Source organism: Pseudooceanicola nitratireducens (assembly GCF_900109195.1).
GTDB lineage: Bacteria > Pseudomonadota > Alphaproteobacteria > Rhodobacterales > Rhodobacteraceae > Pseudooceanicola > Pseudooceanicola nitratireducens.
The window spans coordinates 215,121-231,833 of the sequence record NZ_FNZG01000001.1 but is presented as its reverse complement, the minus strand read 5'-3'; the positions used below and the strand labels follow the sequence as shown (position 1 = coordinate 231,833).

13 protein-coding genes and 1 tRNA gene are annotated in these 16,713 nt (G+C 64.0%); 9 read left to right on the top strand and 5 right to left on the bottom strand.

Annotation, left to right across the window (positions count from 1 at the left end):
• The first annotated feature begins 121 nt into the window (after positions 1-121).
• Both BMX99_RS01095 and BMX99_RS01090 read left to right on the top strand, forming a co-directional pair.
• Positions 122-568 (top strand): cupin domain-containing protein, encoded by a 447-nt coding sequence (locus BMX99_RS01095; protein WP_093446061.1) that lies wholly within the window; start codon positions 122-124, stop codon positions 566-568.
• Positions 569-595: 27 nt separating this feature from the next.
• The gene (locus BMX99_RS01090; protein ID WP_093446058.1) at positions 596-973 is read left to right on the top strand and encodes a hypothetical protein; all 378 of its coding nucleotides are present in this window, start codon (positions 596-598) and stop codon (positions 971-973) included.
• Positions 974-1,093: 120 nt separating this feature from the next.
• Here the strand turns inward: BMX99_RS01090 and serA are convergent, their stop codons facing one another.
• On the bottom strand, positions 1,094-2,689 hold the full coding sequence (gene serA, locus BMX99_RS01085) for a phosphoglycerate dehydrogenase (RefSeq protein ID WP_093446055.1): 1,596 nt from the start codon (positions 2,687-2,689) through the stop codon (positions 1,094-1,096).
• A gap of 185 nt (positions 2,690-2,874) precedes the next feature.
• Positions 2,875-4,020 carry a phosphoserine transaminase gene (locus tag BMX99_RS01080; protein WP_093446054.1) on the bottom strand — a complete coding sequence of 382 codons (1,146 nt, stop codon included), beginning with the start codon at positions 4,018-4,020 and terminating at the stop codon, positions 2,875-2,877.
• A gap of 322 nt (positions 4,021-4,342) precedes the next feature.
• Here BMX99_RS01080 and BMX99_RS01075 point away from each other — a divergent pair, with 322 nt between their 5' ends.
• The 4 genes from BMX99_RS01075 to BMX99_RS01060 all read left to right on the top strand — a co-directional run bounded on the left by BMX99_RS01075 (position 4,343) and on the right by BMX99_RS01060 (position 8,706).
• Positions 4,343-4,858 (top strand): CoxG family protein, encoded by a 516-nt coding sequence (locus tag BMX99_RS01075; RefSeq protein ID WP_093446051.1) that lies wholly within the window; start codon positions 4,343-4,345, stop codon positions 4,856-4,858.
• A gap of 51 nt (positions 4,859-4,909) precedes the next feature.
• Positions 4,910-5,392 carry a (2Fe-2S)-binding protein gene (locus tag BMX99_RS01070; protein ID WP_093446048.1) on the top strand — a complete coding sequence of 161 codons (483 nt, stop codon included), beginning with the start codon at positions 4,910-4,912 and terminating at the stop codon, positions 5,390-5,392.
• 140 nt (positions 5,393-5,532) lie between these two features.
• Positions 5,533-7,899 carry a xanthine dehydrogenase family protein molybdopterin-binding subunit gene (locus tag BMX99_RS01065; protein WP_093446046.1) on the top strand — a complete coding sequence of 789 codons (2,367 nt, stop codon included), beginning with the start codon at positions 5,533-5,535 and terminating at the stop codon, positions 7,897-7,899.
• Between the two features lie 21 nt (positions 7,900-7,920).
• Complete coding sequence (locus tag BMX99_RS01060; protein WP_093446043.1) at positions 7,921-8,706, top strand: FAD binding domain-containing protein; 786 nt, start codon at positions 7,921-7,923, stop codon at positions 8,704-8,706.
• Between the two features lie 144 nt (positions 8,707-8,850).
• Here the strand turns inward: BMX99_RS01060 and BMX99_RS01055 are convergent, their stop codons facing one another.
• From BMX99_RS01055 to BMX99_RS01045, 3 genes are all read right to left on the bottom strand, one after another.
• Complete coding sequence (locus BMX99_RS01055; protein WP_093446041.1) at positions 8,851-10,056, bottom strand: winged helix-turn-helix domain-containing protein; 1,206 nt, start codon at positions 10,054-10,056, stop codon at positions 8,851-8,853.
• Entirely contained in the window at positions 10,056-11,078 is a 1,023-nt protein-coding gene (locus BMX99_RS01050) for a LacI family DNA-binding transcriptional regulator (RefSeq protein WP_093446038.1), read from the bottom strand. The genes BMX99_RS01055 and BMX99_RS01050 overlap by 1 nt, the downstream gene beginning before the upstream one ends.
• A gap of 112 nt (positions 11,079-11,190) precedes the next feature.
• Positions 11,191-13,578 carry a methyl-accepting chemotaxis protein gene (locus BMX99_RS01045; RefSeq protein WP_093446036.1) on the bottom strand — a complete coding sequence of 796 codons (2,388 nt, stop codon included), beginning with the start codon at positions 13,576-13,578 and terminating at the stop codon, positions 11,191-11,193.
• A gap of 200 nt (positions 13,579-13,778) precedes the next feature.
• Here BMX99_RS01045 and BMX99_RS01040 point away from each other — a divergent pair.
• The 3 genes from BMX99_RS01040 (at position 13,779) to BMX99_RS01030 (ending at position 16,710) form a co-directional block, all read left to right on the top strand.
• Positions 13,779-13,855 (top strand) — tRNA-Arg (locus tag BMX99_RS01040).
• A 168-nt stretch (positions 13,856-14,023) separates the two neighbouring features.
• A complete protein-coding gene (locus tag BMX99_RS01035; protein ID WP_093446033.1) occupies positions 14,024-15,667 on the top strand; it encodes a thiamine pyrophosphate-binding protein in 1,644 nt (547 codons plus the stop codon).
• Positions 15,664-16,710 (top strand): dipeptidase, encoded by a 1,047-nt coding sequence (locus BMX99_RS01030; RefSeq protein WP_322788128.1) that lies wholly within the window; start codon positions 15,664-15,666, stop codon positions 16,708-16,710. Before BMX99_RS01035 ends, BMX99_RS01030 begins: the two co-directional genes overlap by 4 nt.
• Positions 16,711-16,713: the final 3 nt, after the last annotated feature.

Here is a 16,713-nt window from a genome sequence, read left to right as displayed (position 1 = left end):
CAATCGATTTAACGCATACCGCAAAACGTGCAATTTGTAGAGACGTTCTTAACACCTTGTTTTCAATGCCTCCCCGCGCGGAGGCCAACCGGGGCTTTGCCCGGGTGCAGGAGGATTTTGCATGTCTCTCTATAAACTCGATCCGGCCGCCATCGACTGGGGCGGCGTCAAATACCACACCCTGCTGTCGCCCGAGGCGACCGGTGGCGCGATGAGCATCGTCGACAGCCTGTCGCCGGTGAACTCCGGCCCGCCGCGCCATGTGCACGAGGCCGAGGACGAAACTTTCGTCCTGATGACCGGCACCTGCGAATTCTGGCTGGAAGGCGAACAATTCACCCGCAGCGCCGGGGAAAGCGTGTTCATCCCGCGCGGCAGGGAACACACCTTCCGCGTGATCGGGGATCAGCCCTGTCGGCACCTGGTGATCCTGACACCGGGCGGGTTCGAAGGCTTCTTTGCGGAGATGGCAGTAAAACAATGCCGGATCCCCGAAGATATGCCTACCATCGAAGAGGCCGCGACGCGGTTCAACATGCGGTTCACTGGACCGCCCCTTGGCGTTTAACCAGTTATACAAGAAGGAGAATTAGGAATGAAGGGACTTGCACTTCTATTGATGGTGGCGGCCGCCGTTTCCGCCCTGATCGGCATGGCCTGGGGCATCCAGATGTCGGCCACGGGCGATCACAGCCTGTCGCCCGCGCATGCGCACCTGAACCTTCTGGGCTGGGTCAGCCTGGCGATCTTTGCGGTCTTCTATCACCTTGTGCCCGCTGCGGCCGACAGCCTTCTGGCCAAGATCCAGGGCGGGGTCGCGATCGCCGGTCTGATGCTGATCGTGCCCGGCATCGTCATGGCGCTGACCCAATCGGGCGAAACGCTGGCCAAGATCGGATCGGTCCTGACCATCCTGTCGATGCTTCTGTTCGTGGTGGTCATCCTGACCAAGGGCCGCGCGGCGCAGGCCTGACGAGGGCCGGGTCCTGGGGGCCGTGATGGTGACCCGGGCCTGATCCCGACAAAGCGAAAAGCCGCCCGGTGTCCCGGGCGGCTTTGTCATTCTGGTGCGGCGGGCGCTTGACCCACCCTCTTAGACGACGTCGAAGACCAGCGGCTTGATCTGGCGGAACTTGCCGGTGTCGGCCAGCGCCTTCAGGGCCGCGTCATTCGGGGCTTCGTCCAGGTAAAGCAGCGCGATGGCTTCGCCTCCGGCCGAGGCACGGCCCAGGGTGAAGTTCGCGATGTTCGCGCCGGCCTGGCCCAGGATCCCGCCCAGGGTGCCGATGATGCCCGGCACGTCCTCGTTCGTGGTGTAGAGCATGTGCGGCCCGACCTCGGCATCGACGTTGATGCCCTTGATCTGGATGAAGCGCGGCTTGCCGTCGCTGAAGACGGTGCCCGCAACCGAACGCTCGCGCTTTTCGGTGACCACGGTGACCTTGATGTAGCCCTCGAAGGCACCCGACTTGTCCTGGTTGGTGGTCGAGATCTGGATGCCGCGTTCCTTCGCCACGACCGGGGCCGAAACCAGGTTCACGTCGGGGTTCGACTTCTTCATGATCCCGGCGATCACCGAACAGTTCAGCGCCGCCAGGTTCATCTCGGCCACGACACCGTCATAGAGGATGTTGATCGCCTTGACCGGTTCGTCCGTCATCTGGCCGATGAAGGCACCCAGGTGGCTGGACAGCGCAACCCAGGGGCCCATGACCTTGGCTTCCTCGGCGGTCATCGAGGGCATGTTCAGCGCGTTTTCAACGGCACCGTCGATCAGGTAGTTCGACATCTGCTCGGCCACCTGGAGGGCGACGTTTTCCTGCGCTTCGGTGGTCGATGCGCCCAGGTGCGGGGTGCAGACGACGTTGGGCAGGTTGAACAGCGGGTTTTCCTTGGCCGGCTCTTCCGAGAAGACGTCAAAGCCTGCGCCGGCGACATGGCCGGATTTCAGCAGATCGGCCAGGGCCTCTTCGTCGACCAGGCCGCCACGGGCACAGTTGATGACGCGCACGCCCTTCTTGGTCTTCTCCAGGTTCTCGCGCGACAGGATGTTGCGGGTCTGGTCGGTCAGCGGCACGTGCAGGGTGATGAAGTCGGCGCGGGGCAGAAGCTCTTCCAGCTCGACCTTCTCGACGCCCATCTTCTCGGCCTTTTCTTCGGACAGGAAGGGATCATAGGCGATGACCTTCATCTTCAGGCCACGAGCACGGTCGCAGACGATGCCGCCGATGTTGCCGGCACCGATGACGCCCAGGGTCTTGCCGGTCAGCTCGACGCCCATGAACTTGGACTTTTCCCATTTGCCGGCATGGGTCGAGGCGCTGGCCTCGGGCAGCTGGCGGGCCACGGCGAACATCATCGCGATGGCATGTTCGGCGGTGGTGATCATGTTGCCGAAGGGCGTGTTCATGACGATCACGCCTTTTTTCGAGGCGGCGTCCTTGTCGACGTTGTCGGTGCCGATGCCGGCGCGGCCGACAACCTTCAGACGGTCGGCTTTTTCCAGCAGCGACGGCGTCACCTTGGTGGCCGAGCGGATGGCCAGGCCGTCATAATTGCCGATGATCTCGGCCAGCTTGTCCTTGTCCTTGCCCAGGTCGGGCATGAAGTCGACGTCGATGCCGCGGTCGCGGAAGATCTGGACGGCGGTTTCGCTCAGCTTGTCGGATACGAGTACTTTCGGGGCCATGCGGGCTCTCCTTAAGTTGCGGCCCCTTGGGGGCCATATGATTGGGATGCGGGGGAAGGCAGGCGTGCTGCCTTCCGGTCATGTTCTGGGATCGCGGGCCGGGTATCTGCCCTGTTATCGACCCTGACGGACCTCGCCTTGCGAGGCAGACCCGTCAGGGCTGACAAGCAGCCCGGGCGCAGGGGTCAGCCCTGCGCGGCGATTTCGGCCTCGAAGGCATATTCCAGCCAAGGCATCAGCGCCTCGACGTCCGCGGTCTGAACCGTGGCACCGCACCAGATCCGCAGACCGGCGGGGGCGTCACGATAGGCCCCGATGTCCAGTGCCACGCCTTCGGCTTCCAGGCGCTTGGCCACGGCCTTGGCGAATGCTGCACCGTCCTGGATGCGGTCGTCGGTGAACTTCAGGCAGACAGAGGTGTTGGAGCGCGTCGCGGGATCCACCGCCAGGTTCGCGATCCAGTCCTTCTGCTCGCAGAAGTCCCAGATGACCTTGGCGTTGGCGTCGGCGCGGGCCATCAGACCCTTCAGGCCGCCGACCTCACGCGCCCAGTCCAGCGCGACCAGGTAGTCTTCGACTGCCAGCATCGAGGGCGTGTTGATCGTTTCACCCTTGAAGATGCCATCGATCAGCTTGCCGCCCTTGGTCATGCGGAAGATCTTCGGCATCGGCCAGGCAGGGGTGTAGGTTTCCAGCCGCTCGACCGCGCGGGGCGACAGGATCAGCATGCCATGGGCCGCTTCGCCACCCATCACCTTCTGCCAGGAGAAGGTGGTGACATCCAGCTTGTCCCAGGGCAGGTCCTGGGCAAAGGCGGCAGAGGTCGCGTCGCAGATGGTCAGGCCTTCGCGGTCGGCAGGGATCGCATCGCCATTGGGCAGGCGCACGCCGCTGGTGGTGCCGTTCCAGGTGAAGACGACGTCGGTGTTGAAGTCCACCGTGGTGAAATCGACGATCTCGCCATAGCCGGCCTCGCGGACCTCGGCGTCGATCTTCAGCTGTTTCACGACGTCCGAAACCCAGCCCGAGCCGAAGCTTTCCCAGGCGACCATGGTCGCCTTGCGGGCGCCCAGCAGGGACCACATGGCCATTTCCACGGCACCGGTGTCGGATGCGGGAACGATGCCGATCTTGTAGTCGGCGGGGATGCCCAGGATGTCGCGCGTCTCTTCGATCGCGGCCTTCAGCTTTTCCTTGCCGATGGCGGCACGGTGCGACCGGCCAAGCGCGGCGTCGGACAGTTTGGACAATTCGAATGTGGGGATCTTGGCACAGGGGCCAGAGGAGAATCGCGGATTAGCCGGCCGCGATGCCGGAGCGTTGTTCGCCATGGATGGTAACCTTCCAGTCAAGCGCCCCTCGTTGGGGAGGGGTGTCCCGCCGACGGCTATAGTCCCGAATCCCTGAACACGCAATGAAGGAAATGGCGGTTTCATGCGCCCAAGCGTCGCAAACCGTCCCCGTGCGTTCGTTGTGCCATGCTGCACCGGCGAAACCCCGCCAATCCCCTGTTTCTCAAGGGGATCGCGGGGCCAATCGCGGCAAGCCCGCCAGCTGCAGCCCCGGGGGTACGGGTTCGACTACGACTAAAGGCCTGTTTTCAATTGCAGCCCATCAGAGTCACGCTACGCTGACGGAAAACGGAGAGCATTCATGCAACTTACTGATTCCCGCGACATCTCGGCTGATCGCGACACGGTATACGCCGCCCTGCTGTCGCCGGAGGTCCTGAAGGAATGCGTTCCCGGCTGCCAGGAGCTGACCGGCACCCCGGAAGAGGGGTTCGAAGCCACGGTGGTTCAAAAGGTCGGCCCGGTAAAGGCCACCTTCAAGGGCCAGGTGACCCTGTCGAACATGAATGCGCCCGAAAGCCTCACCCTCTCGGGCGAAGGCAAGGGTGGCGCGGCCGGTTTCGCCAAGGGCGGCGCAGATGTCCGCCTTGAGGAAATCGAGGGCGGCACCCGCCTGCATTACGATGTCGAAGCCAAGGTCGGCGGCAAGCTGGCCCAGCTGGGCAGCCGCATCATCGACGGCTTTGCCAAGAAGATGGCCGATCAATTCTTTGAAGATTTCGCAGCCGCCGTGGAGGGCCCCCAAGAAGAGCCCGCCGGCGGAGAGGCCGCAGAAGACCAGCCGAAAAAAGGTTGGTTCAAGCGCCTGACCTCGTAAGATCGGGGTCATCATGTCGCCAGCGAATATAGCAAGCAACGGGAGGAACACATGAAGATTTCACTTACGGTCAATGGCAAGACCATGTCCGGAGAGGCCGAGGGGCGCACGCTTCTGTCGACCTTTCTGCGCGAGGAACTGGGGCTGACCGGCACCCACATCGGCTGTGACACCAGCCAGTGCGGGGCCTGCACGGTCCATGTGAACGGCAAGCAGGTCAAATCCTGCACCATGTTCGTCGCCGAAGCCGACGGGGCCGATGTTTCGACCATCGAAGGCATGGCGAACACCGATGGCTCTCTTGGTGTCATCCAGCAGGCGTTTCAGGATCACCACGGGCTTCAGTGCGGTTTCTGCACGCCGGGTATGGTGATGGCCGCGGCCTCGCTGCTTGAAAAGAACCCCAAGCCGAGTGAGGCCGAGATCCGCCATCACCTGGAAGGCAACATCTGCCGCTGCACGGGCTACCACAACATCGTCAAGGCGATCATGGCAGCCAGCGGCCAGGAGGTTCCGGCGGTCGCCGCCGAGTAACCCGGGCCAATTATCGTGGCGCAGAGGAGAGCGCCCCGGGACACGACCAACACGACAAGACTGGCCGGCGCATCCCCGCGCCGGGTCACGAGACCGGGGTGTCATCCGGTGACACCCTTATCCAGAGGGAGGAGATCCTCATGCCCAAAGACGGAATTGGTGCCAGCCCCAAGCGGCGCGAAGACGTACGTTTCCTGACCGGCAAGGGCCGGTACACGGACGACATCAACCTCAACGGCCAGCTTTACGTGCATTTCCTGCGCGCGGATGTGGCCCATGCCACGATCAACAGCATCGACACCTCGGCCGCCGAAGGCATGCCGGGCGTTGCGCATGTCTTCACCTCGAAGGATTTCGAGGCGGTCGGCGGTTTGCCCTGCGGCTGGCAGGTGACGGACAAGCATGGACAGCCCATGCAGGAGCCCAAGCACCCGATCATCGCCGAAGGCAAGATCCGCCATGTGGGCGAAATCGTTGCCGCCGTGGTGGCCGACACGCTGGGAAACGCCCGTGACGCCGCCGAGGCGATCGAGCTGGACCTGACCGAACTTCCCGCGGTCATCGACATGAAGAAGGCGGTGCAGGACGGTGCAACCAAGGTGCATGACGACCTGACCTCGAACCTCTGCTACGACTGGGGTTTCGTCGAGGAAAACAAGGCCGCCGTGGACGAGGCCTTCGAGAAGGCCTCGCATGTCACTACGCTGGAACTGGTGAACAACCGCCTTGTCGCCAACCCGATGGAGCCGCGCGTGGCCGTGGGTGATTACGCCCAGCATGATGACAGCTCGACCCTTTATACCACCTCGCAGAACCCGCATGTGATCCGCCTGCTGATGGGTGCCTTCGTGCTGGGCATCCCCGAGCATAAACTGCGCGTGGTGGCCCCCGACGTCGGCGGCGGTTTCGGCACCAAGATCTTCCACTATGCCGAAGAAGCCTTCTGCACCTTCGCCGCGAAACAGCTGCGGCGTCCGGTGAAGTGGACCTCTTCCCGGTCCGAGGCCTTCATGTCCGACGCCCATGGCCGCGACCACGTGTCGAAGATCCAGATCGCGCTGGATGCGGACAACAACTTTACCGCACTGCGCACCGAAACCTACGCCAACATGGGCGCGTACCTCTCGACCTTCGCGCCCTCGGTTCCGACCTGGCTGCATGGCACGCTGATGGCGGGCAACTACCGCACGCCGCTGATCTACGTGAACGTGAAGGCGGTCTTTACCAACACGGTTCCGGTGGATGCCTATCGCGGTGCCGGCCGCCCCGAGGCGACCTATCAGCTGGAACGCTGCGTCGACAAATGCGCACGCGAGCTGGGCGTCGACCCGGCCGAGCTGCGCCGCCAGAACTTCATCAAGCCCGACCAGTTCCCCTATGCCACGCCCGTGGCGGTGGAATACGACACCGGCAACTACCACGCGACGCTCGACAAGGCGCTGGAACTGGCCGATGTCGCCGGGTTCGATGCCCGCGCGGCTGAATCGAAGGCGCGGGGCAAGCTGCGTGGCCTGGGGATTTCAAACTATATCGAGGCCTGCGGCATCGCGCCCTCGAACCTGGTTGGTCAGCTGGGTGCCCGTGCGGGTCTTTACGAATCCGCCACCGTCCGCGTGAACGCCACCGGCGGCATCGTGGTCATGACCGGATCGCACAGCCACGGCCAGGGCCATGAAACCACCTTCCCGCAGGTGATCGCCGACATGATCGGCATCGACGCCTCCCAGGTGGAAATCGTGCACGGCGACACGGCCAATACGCCCATGGGCATGGGCACCTACGGGTCCCGGTCGCTGGCCGTGGGCGGGTCCGCCATGTTCCGCGCGACCGAGAAGATCATCAACAAGGCCAAGAAGATCGCCGCGCATCTGCTTGAAGCCTCGGAAACGGATATCGAGCTGAAGGACGGCCAGTTCTCGGTCTCGGGCACCGACAAATCCGTGGCCTGGGGCGATGTGACACTGGCGGCCTATGTGCCGCACAACTACCCTCTCGACAGTATTGAACCGGGGCTCGAGGAAACCGCCTTCTACGATCCGGCGAACTTCACCTACCCCTCGGGCACCTATATCTGCGAGGTCGAGGTCGACGAGGGCACCGGCAAGGTCGACGTGCTGAACTTCACCGCCGCCGATGACTTCGGCAACGTGGTGAACCCGATGATCGTCGAAGGCCAGGTGCATGGTGGCGTCGGTCAGGGGATCGGCCAGGCGATGCTGGAAAACTGCGCCTATGACGAAGACGGTCAACTGCTCTCGGCGTCCTACATGGATTACGCCATGCCGCGGGCCTCGGACATTCCGATGATCACCGTCGACCATTCCTGCCAGACCCCTTGCACGCACAACCCGCTTGGCGTGAAAGGCTGTGGCGAGGCCGGGGCGATCGGCTCGCCTCCGGCGCTGGTGAATGCAGTGCTGGACGCGCTGAACCGGAACGGTCATGCTGTAGACCATATCGACATGCCCCTGTCGCCGTCGCGGGTCTGGTCCGCGATGAATTCCTGATCCAGAGGGAGAGTATCCGAGATGTACAACTTTGAATTCGTGAAACCTTCCTCGGTGGATGAGGCCGTCGCGGCCCTGCGCGACGAAGACGCCCAGCCGCTGTCGGGCGGGCAGACCCTGATCCCCACGATGAAGCAGCGCCTGAACCAGCCCTCCAAGCTGGTCAGCCTGACGGGCATCGCCGACCTGGTCGGTGTGTCGTCCTCGGGCGGGGTGCTCAGCGTGGGCGGGGCCACCCCACATGCCACCGTGGCGGCCGAGGCCGGGGACTACCCGGCGCTGGCGGCCCTGGCCGGTCAGATCGGGGACCCGGCGGTCCGCAACCGCGGCACCATCGGCGGGTCGCTGGCCAACAACGACCCGGCCGCCTGCTATCCGTCGGCGGCTCTGGCCTCGGGCGCGACCATAGTGACCAATGCGCGTGAAATCGCGGCGGACGACTACTTCCAGGGGATGTTCACCACCGCCCTGGACGAAGGCGAAATCATCACCGGCGTGAAATTCCCGATCCCGCAGGCGGCGAACTATCAAAAGTTCGAACAGCCCGCGTCCCGCTTTGCGCTGACGGGCGTCTTCGTGGCCAAATATGCCGACGGCGTCCGCGTCGCGGTCACCGGGGCCTCGAATGACGGTGTCTTCCGCTGGACCGAGGCGGAAGAGGCGCTTTCCGCCAATTTCTCGCCCAATGCGATTTCGGGCCTGACGGTTGCATCAGATGACATGATCTCCGATCTGCACGGCTCCGCCGCCTATCGCGCCAATCTGGTCAAGGTCCTGACCGGCCGCGCCGTTGCCGCCTGCGCCTGACGCTCCAGAAAGGCCAGAAAGATCTGAAAGGGCCCTCCCCAGCCGGAGGGCCCTTTTCCTCATCCTCTTGCCGAAAATATCCCGGGGAGCACGAGGGGCTGGCCCCTCGCTCCGCCCTACGTATTAACGCAACGGGTCCCTGCCCTAGCCCTGCACCCAGTCCTGCGCGATCTCGACCCGATCGCAGCCCGCGAACCGCGCCATGCGGCTCAGCTCGGCCTCCAGCTTTGCCAGCCGCCCCTTCGAGGCCCGCACGCCCGGCTCCAGCCACAGCTTTGTGACCTCCAGCACCCCGGCGTTGCGGTTTGCCTTCATGTCGATCCGGCCGATCATCGCCTCGCCCTCGAGGATGGGGAAGACGTAATAGCCATATTGCCGCTTGGCCGCGGGGACGAAGATTTCAATGCGATAGTGGAAATCGAACAGCCGCAGCGCCCGGTTGCGGTCGCGCAGGGCCGGGTCAAAGGGGCTAAGGATCCGGACGCGGTTCGGCGCGGGCTCCAGCGTCTTGGCCTCGTCCAGCGTATCGGGGAAACACACGCTCTTGCGGCGCTTGCCATCGGCACAGGTGATCTCGATCTCCTGCAACTGCCCGGTCTTCAGCCCCCTGTCGACCCAGGCCTTCGCCTCGGCCGGAAAGACATGATCCCAGAAGGCCGCGATTTCGCCTGACGTGGCAAAGCCAAGGCGTTTCAGCGCCTCGTGGCAGAACCAGTCGACGGCTTCCTCGACCTCCGGGGGTGCCAGATTGCAGACCTCCGGATAGCAGGCCGTCGGCAGGTCATAGAATTTCTGAAATCCCTGGCGCTTCGAAATCGCCAGTTCTCCGGTCCGCCAAAGGAACTCCAGCGCGGCCTTGGACGGGTGCCAGTTCCACCAGCCGCCCGATTGTCCGCGATGTTTTTCGGCCATCAGGTCCGCGGATCGGCAGGCCCCATGTTCGGCGACGTGATCCAGAACCCTTTGAATTTCACCGCGATAGGCCCCGCCCTGCCAGGTCTTCCACTTTTCGGCCAGCCGGTCGCGGGACCGGCGGAAGGGCAGCGACCAATAGCGATAAAACTCGGCCGGGATCACGGCCGCGTCGTGGGTCCAATGTTCGAACAGCAAACGGTCCCGTTCCAACAGCGGATCCAGGTTCTTCGGGCGATAGGCGGGACGCCGGGCAAAAAGGATCATGTGATGCGCCCGCTCGACCGTGCTGACGCTGTCGACCTGAACGAAGCCCAGATCATGGATCAGTTGGTACAGATCCGCGCCCTTGCCCGCCCCCTTGGGGGTCGTGCCCAGAAGATGCCGGTGCAGGAAAAGGCGACGTGCGGTCGCTGTGTCCAGAACCGCGCGCGCCATCAGCGCGCGCGCAGCGTATCGCCGGGGTTGATCTTGGGGGTCAGCTCGACCTTGCCTTCCGGGGCCGCTTCGCCATTCAGGCGGTTCAGGATGATCTCGGCCGCGCGGCGACCGATTTCCTGGCGGCAGCTGTCCATCGTGGCCAGCTTGGTCGGAAGCCCCTGCAGCAGCTGGACGTCGTTGAACCCGGCCAGGCCGATGCGATTGGGCACGTCAAAGCCCTGTTCCTGCAGCCATAGCAGGCCGCCCGCCCCGATCATATCGTTGGAATAATAGAGAAAATCCAACTCGGGCGAGCGCTTCATCATGGCCGCGGTCATTTCCCGCCCCTTCGCCAGGGCAGAGCCGTCGGTGTAGAATTCCTGATCCTCGATCTCGACGCCGCCCTTGGCCAGCGCCTCGGTGAAGCCTTCGAAGCGTTTCCGGGCCCGGTGGTCGAGCCCCAGTTTCGTGCCCATGAAGCCGATCCGGCGATAGCCCGCGGCCAGGATTGCATTGGCCATTTCGCGCCCGGCGCGGCGATGCGAAATCCCCACGGCGGCATCCACAGCCTGGCCATCGGTGTCCATCACCTCGACCACGGGAACACCTGCGGCAGAGAGCATCGCGCGGGCCGCATCCGAATGCTCCAACCCCGCGACGATCACGCCCGAGGGACGCCAGGACAGCATCTCGTACAGGACCTTTTCTTCCTTTTCGGGAAGATAATCGGTGACGCCCACGACGGGTTGCAGGTCGGTTTCTTCGAGCACACGGCTGATGCCGGTCAGAACCTCGGGGAAGACCATATTCGACAGCGACGGGATCACCACGGCGACCAGGTTTACGCGCTGGCTGGCCAGCGCCCCGGCGATCTTGTTCGGCACGTAGCCCAGACGTTTTGCAGCGGCCAGAACCTTTTCCCGCGTTGCATCCGACACGTCGCCGCGGTTCCGCAAGACCCGGCTGACTGTCATCTCGGACACGCCCGAAGCCTCTGAAACATCACGAAGGGTCAGCGGGCGGTGGTCTTTTGATGTCACGGGTGTGGATCCTGAAAAGTGTTCCCAAACCCTAACCCGCCCCTCTGGGCCGTTCAAGCGGCAAGCCTGTCATGCCCGCCCATGCTCTGCCCCGTCTTCCTTCAGGCCTAATTCAGAATTCCGCCCATTCGTCGTCGGACACGTCGCTGGCCGAGGCAATGGGATGGTTCACGACAGCCTTTCGTTCAACAGCTGCGGGCCGGGATGCCGGGACCACGGCCAAGGGTTTGCCGGAATTTCTGCTGTCGACGGTGAAGGCGGCCGAGATCTGCATCAGTTTTTCGGCCTCGCGCACCATGGTCTTGCCGGTGCCGTGAACCTGGGTCGCGACAGCCGCGTTCTTTTGCGTCACGCCGTCAAGCTGATCGACCGCCGTGTTGATTTCCTGCAAGCCAACCGATTGTTCCCGCGCCGCCGATGCGATGGCCGAGACCGAGGTCGAGACCTTGTCGAAATCGCCGATCAGGGTTTCGAAAGTGGATCCGGCTTTTTCCACCAGCTCCACCCCGCTAGCGACATTTTCGGCGCTTTCCTGGATCAGCGCGTTGATTTCCTTGGCCGCGTCCGAAGACCGCTGCGCCAGGGCCCGTACTTCGGACGCGACGACGGCAAAGCCGCGACCAGCTTCGCCGGCGCGGGCGGCTTCCACCCCCGCGTTCAGGGCCAGCAGGTTGGTCTGAAACGCCAGATCCTCGATCACCGAGGTCACCTGCGTGATCTTCTGGGACGAGCCCGAAATCTTGTCCATCGCCCCCATGGCCTGGGTCACCACCGACCCGCTTTGCACCGCATCGGCCTTGGCCCGGCCCATGACGCTATCCGCATCGGACGCGGAATCCGCCGTGGATTTGACCGAAGCCGAAAGCTGCGTGATGGCAGCGGCGGTTTCCTCCAGGCTCGCGGCCTGTTCGATGGCCTTCTGGCTTAGGTCGTTCGAGGCATTCTCGACCTCGCGCGCATTGGCGTCGATTTCATGCCCCGCCGACAGCAGCGCGGTGACGGTTTCGTTCAGTTTCGCCAGGGCTGCATTGAAAGCGGCGCGCAGGTCCTCGTATTCCGGGGCGAAGGCCACGTCGATGCTGGCGGTCAGGTTACCCTCGGCCAGGGCCGAGATATTGCGGGTCAGCTGTTCCACGACCTGCTGCTGTTCGCGGGCGGATTGATCGCTGCGGGCGCGTTCGACCTCGGCCTGGTCAAGCTTGCTGCGCAGGTTTTCCAGGTTGCGCGCCAGATCGCCCACGTCTTCGCGCCGGTTGGTCATCGGCACGTCCGAGGCCAGATCGCCTTCGGCCATGTCTTTCAGACGCTGGCCGACAACGGCGAAGGGTCGGGAAATCGCTCGGCCGACAAGCCAGCCAAGCAGGGCAAGAACACCCAGCAACCCCAGGACCTGAACGGCAAGGGAATTGCGCAGATCCTCGACCGGTTGCATCAATTCGGCCCCCTGCTGTCGCGCGGCAATGGCCCAGGTGGTGCCGTGGAATTCCATTGGCACGGCCATGACATAGTCGGTTCCGCCCTGGGCGTTCGGCTGTTCCGTCACCTCGGTCGCCTCACCCGACAGCGCGGCATCAAGGTAAGGGGTGCGCTTCACCTTGTCGAACATGCTGCGCCCGTCTTCGAACCGAGAGGCCGAGCGCGCCATCATATCGGCCCCGACCGCATAGGTTTCGCCGGTCGCACCAAGGCCCGAGGCCTCGTTCAAAATGGCGGTCAGCCGGGACAGCGGCATCTGGTAGATCAGCACGCCTTTCACCTCTCCCCCGGCGCGGATGGCTGTGCCGACGAAACTGGCCGGGGCCCCGTCCGCCGCGGCATAGGCCGCCACATCCATGAAGGATGTCTTGCCCTCGGGCAGGGTCAGCGCGCTGCGAAATGCCTCGGCCAAATGGGTGTTGCGCCACTGCCCTTCCAGCAGATTGGTGGCATAGTCCTGCCCCTTCGCCGTGGAATACAGCACGTTGCCCGCGGGATCGATCAGCAGAAGATCGTAATAGCCTTCGCTTTCCATGACCGACTGAAAATAGGGGTGATACTTTGAATGCACCATGTCGTATTGGGTGCCATTGCCAACCGCCGTCATCATCTGACGCTGCCCCGCCGGATAGGGGTTTTCGGTGACGAAGGCGCGCTGAAGCGTCGCCTGCTGCCCGTCCCCCATGGTGCGCCAGGCCAGTGAAAACGAATTGATCGCCGCAAGGGTCGTCGGGTTGGCGGATTGCGACAGCAACCCGGCTTCGGTTTCTTCGAACAGGGATTTCAGGGCATCGCGGCGCGCATTCAGCGTGGTCGCGAATTTCCGTTCGATTTCAGACATCAGAATGGTGCGCGCATCGATGAACGAGGTCACCCCGATCACCAGTGCCACCGCCGCGCCCATCAGCACGATGATCAGCGGCAGTTTCGCGGCCAGGCGCATCTGACCGATCAGGGCCAGGGGATTGAACCGGGCACCGGCCGGGGCCGGAGGAGCAGAGGAATGGGTCGAGGCTGCCGACATGGACGGGTCCTTTGGCTGGGTCTGCGGCGCAGACGCATGACATGCCCCCCGGCAGATCCCGGGCGGATTGGCCAGCAGAATGACCGCCACCCGTTAACATCGGCCTTCACACCGGAATTATTTCCGATCGTGGTTAAAATTTTCCGATCAGCTGTCTGATGGGCTGACAGCCCTGGCCCGCTTCGCTATGACGACCGCGTGGCCCCGTGGCTCAACTGGATAGAGCAGCCCCCTCCTAAGGGGCAGGTTACAGGTTCGAATCCTGTCGGGGTCACCATATACGGTTGCGCTGCCACTTCGCTGAGTGAGCGCGATGGCCAGTCAAAACACCCGCGCCGGCACCAAAAACGCCCCTCGACCGCCCCATTTCACCTGATCAAACGCAACCACTGGTCAATCCGCGGCAAAGCGGCCAAGGTGCCAGCAAGTCAAATCGGAGGCCAGAATGCAACGGACCGGCGCGCAAATTCTCGTGGATCAGCTGAAAATTCAGGGGGTTGATACGGCCACCTGCGTGCCTGGCGAAAGCTATCTCTCGGTGCTGGACGCGCTAATCGGGTCCGGCGTGGATCTTCTGACCTGCCGGCAAGAGGGCGGTGCCGCCATGATGGCCGAGACCTATGGCAAGATGACCGGCCGGCCCGGCATCTGCTTTGTCACCCGCGGCCCCGGTGCGACCAATGCGGCGGCAGGCGTGCATGTGGCGATGCAGGACAGCACGCCGATGATCCTGTTCGTCGGCCAGATCGGCCGCGACATGACCTATCGCGAGGCCTTTCAGGAGCTTGATTACGGTCAGGTCTTCGGCACCATGGCGAAATGGGCCTTCCAGATCGACAACCCCGCCCGCATTCCTGAACTGATCGCCCGCGCCTTCCGCGTCGCCACACAGGGTCGCCCCGGCCCGGTGGTCATCGCACTGCCCGAGGACATGCTGGTCGAAACCGCCGATGTGCCCGACGCCCCCAAGGCCGAACCGATCGAGATGTCGCCCTCGGCCCCCGGGATGGACAGCCTGGCCGCGCGCCTGGCCAAGGCGAAGAAACCGATCGCGATCCTTGGCGGCGGCGACTGGCGTGGTGAAACGCGCGATACGATGATCGCCTTTGCCGAACGCCACGGTCTGCCGGTTGCGGTGCAGTTCCGGCGCGGCGGGTCCTTCCCGGCGGATCATCCGAACTATGTGGGCGACCTGTCCATCGGGGCGAACCCCAGGCTGGTACAGGCCGTGAAGGACGCCGATCTGGTGCTGATGCTGGGCGGGCGCATGTCGGAAAGCCCGTCGCAGAACTATACGCTGTTCGACATCGGCCAAGGCGACGACCGCCTTGTGCACCTGCACCCCGACCCCGAGGAGATCGGCCGCGTCTATCAGCCGGGCATTGGGTTGATCGGCTCGGTCTCTGGTTTCGCGCGGGCCGTGGCGGACTGGCCTGGCAGCAACCTGCAGTCCGACTGGGTCGGCGACTTGCGGCAGGCCTATCTTGATTGGTCCACTGATCCCCTGCCTCTGCCCGGCGATTTCCAGATGGGCGATGTGATGTGCTGGCTGCGCGACACGCTTGGCCCCGATGCCGCGATCACCAATGGCGCGGGCAATTTCGCCACCTGGATCAACCGCCACTACCGGTTCCGCGATCACGGATCGCAGCTGGCCCCGACCAGCGGCTCCATGGGCTATGGCCTGCCCGCCGCCGTGATGGCGAAACGTCACCGGCCCGAGCGTGACGTGGTCTGCATTGCAGGCGACGGCGACATCATGATGACGGTGCAGGAACTGGCGACCGCCGCGCAATACGACATCCCGGTGATTGTGCTGATCATCGACAATTCGATGTTCGGCACGATCCGCATGCACCAGGAACGCGACTATCCCGGCCGTGTGTCCGCGACCGAGCTGAAGAACCCCGACTTCGCCGCCATGGCCACCAGTTTCGGCTGCCATTCGGAAACGGTTCGCGACAGCCGCGATTTCGCCGCCGCCTTTGATCGGGCACGCGCCAGCGGCAAGCCCGCGCTGCTGCACTGCTTCCTCGACCCCGAGGCGCTGACGATTGCCAAGACCCTGTCGGAAATCCGGGGCGCATGATGCATCTTTTCTTCGACGGCCATAACGATCTGCTGCTGAAGATGACCCTGGGTCGGGTCACGGCGGAAGAGGTACGCGATGGTCACGGCAAGGGGCAGATCGACCAGCCCCGCGCCCGCGCCGGCGGTATGGGGGGCGGGTTCTTTGCGCTTTTCGTGCCGACCCCCGGGGCCCCGGGAATGGACATGGCCGCGATGCGGAGGGAGAGCTATGACCTGCCCCTACCCCCCGAACTGGACCATGCCACGGCGCTGGATCAGGTGCGGATCGGCATGGATCATTTCGACCGCCTGGCCCTGCTGGGGGTGATCACGCCCTGCACGACCGCCGATCAGATCGCAGATGCTCTGCAAGGCCCCGGCATGGCCGCCGTGCTGCACATGGAGGGGGCCGAGGCCATCGGCCCGGACCTGGCCGAGCTGGACGAATTCTACGCCCGCGGGTTGCGATCCATCGGGCCGGTCTGGTCGCGCTCGACGATCTTCGGACATGGGGTGCCGTTCCGGTTCCCCTCGGATTCCGATATCGGGCCGGGGCTGACGGGTGCCGGCAAGGACCTGGTGCGCGCCTGCAACGCGCGGCGCATCATGATCGACCTCAGCCATTTGAACATGGCCGGGCTGCGCGATGTGGCGGCGATTTCGGACGCGCCGCTGGTGGCGACCCATTCGAATGCCCATGCGGTGACGCCCTCGGCCCGCTGTCTGACGGACGCCGAATTGCACCTGATCGCAGAAACCGGCGGCATGGTTGGCGTGAACTTCGGCACCTGTTTCCTGCGGCCGGATGGGAAATTCGTCTCGGACTGTCCGGTGGACCATCTGCTGCGCCACCTTGATCACCTGATGGGCATTTTGGGCGAGGATGGCGTGGGCTTTGGCTCGGATTTCGACGGGGCGGTGCTGCCCAATTGGATGAAGGACGTCAGCGGCCTCGCGATGCTGCGAGAAGCGCTGGTGGCGCATGGCATCGGCGACGCGCTGATGGCCAAGCTGACCCATGGCAACTGGCTGCGGGTGCTGCGCAAAACCTGGGGTGAATAGACC

Excerpts from the sequence above, each read along its gene's own strand:
- BMX99_RS01095 (WP_093446061.1), top strand. The coding sequence starts at position 122 with ATGTCTCTCTATAAACTCGATCCGGCCGCCATCGACTGGGGCGGCGTC.
- BMX99_RS01090 (WP_093446058.1), top strand. The coding sequence starts at position 596 with ATGAAGGGACTTGCACTTCTATTGATGGTGGCGGCCGCCGTTTCCGCC.
- serA (WP_093446055.1), bottom strand. The coding sequence starts at position 2,689 with ATGGCCCCGAAAGTACTCGTATCCGACAAGCTGAGCGAAACCGCCGTC.
- BMX99_RS01080 (WP_093446054.1), bottom strand. The coding sequence starts at position 4,020 with ATGGCGAACAACGCTCCGGCATCGCGGCCGGCTAATCCGCGATTCTCC.
- BMX99_RS01075 (WP_093446051.1), top strand. The coding sequence starts at position 4,343 with ATGCAACTTACTGATTCCCGCGACATCTCGGCTGATCGCGACACGGTA.
- BMX99_RS01070 (WP_093446048.1), top strand. The coding sequence starts at position 4,910 with ATGAAGATTTCACTTACGGTCAATGGCAAGACCATGTCCGGAGAGGCC.
- BMX99_RS01065 (WP_093446046.1), top strand. The coding sequence starts at position 5,533 with ATGCCCAAAGACGGAATTGGTGCCAGCCCCAAGCGGCGCGAAGACGTA.
- BMX99_RS01060 (WP_093446043.1), top strand. The coding sequence starts at position 7,921 with ATGTACAACTTTGAATTCGTGAAACCTTCCTCGGTGGATGAGGCCGTC.
- BMX99_RS01055 (WP_093446041.1), bottom strand. The coding sequence starts at position 10,056 with ATGGCGCGCGCGGTTCTGGACACAGCGACCGCACGTCGCCTTTTCCTG.
- BMX99_RS01045 (WP_093446036.1), bottom strand. The coding sequence starts at position 13,578 with ATGTCGGCAGCCTCGACCCATTCCTCTGCTCCTCCGGCCCCGGCCGGT.
- BMX99_RS01035 (WP_093446033.1), top strand. The coding sequence starts at position 14,024 with ATGCAACGGACCGGCGCGCAAATTCTCGTGGATCAGCTGAAAATTCAG.
- BMX99_RS01030 (WP_322788128.1), top strand. The coding sequence starts at position 15,664 with ATGATGCATCTTTTCTTCGACGGCCATAACGATCTGCTGCTGAAGATG.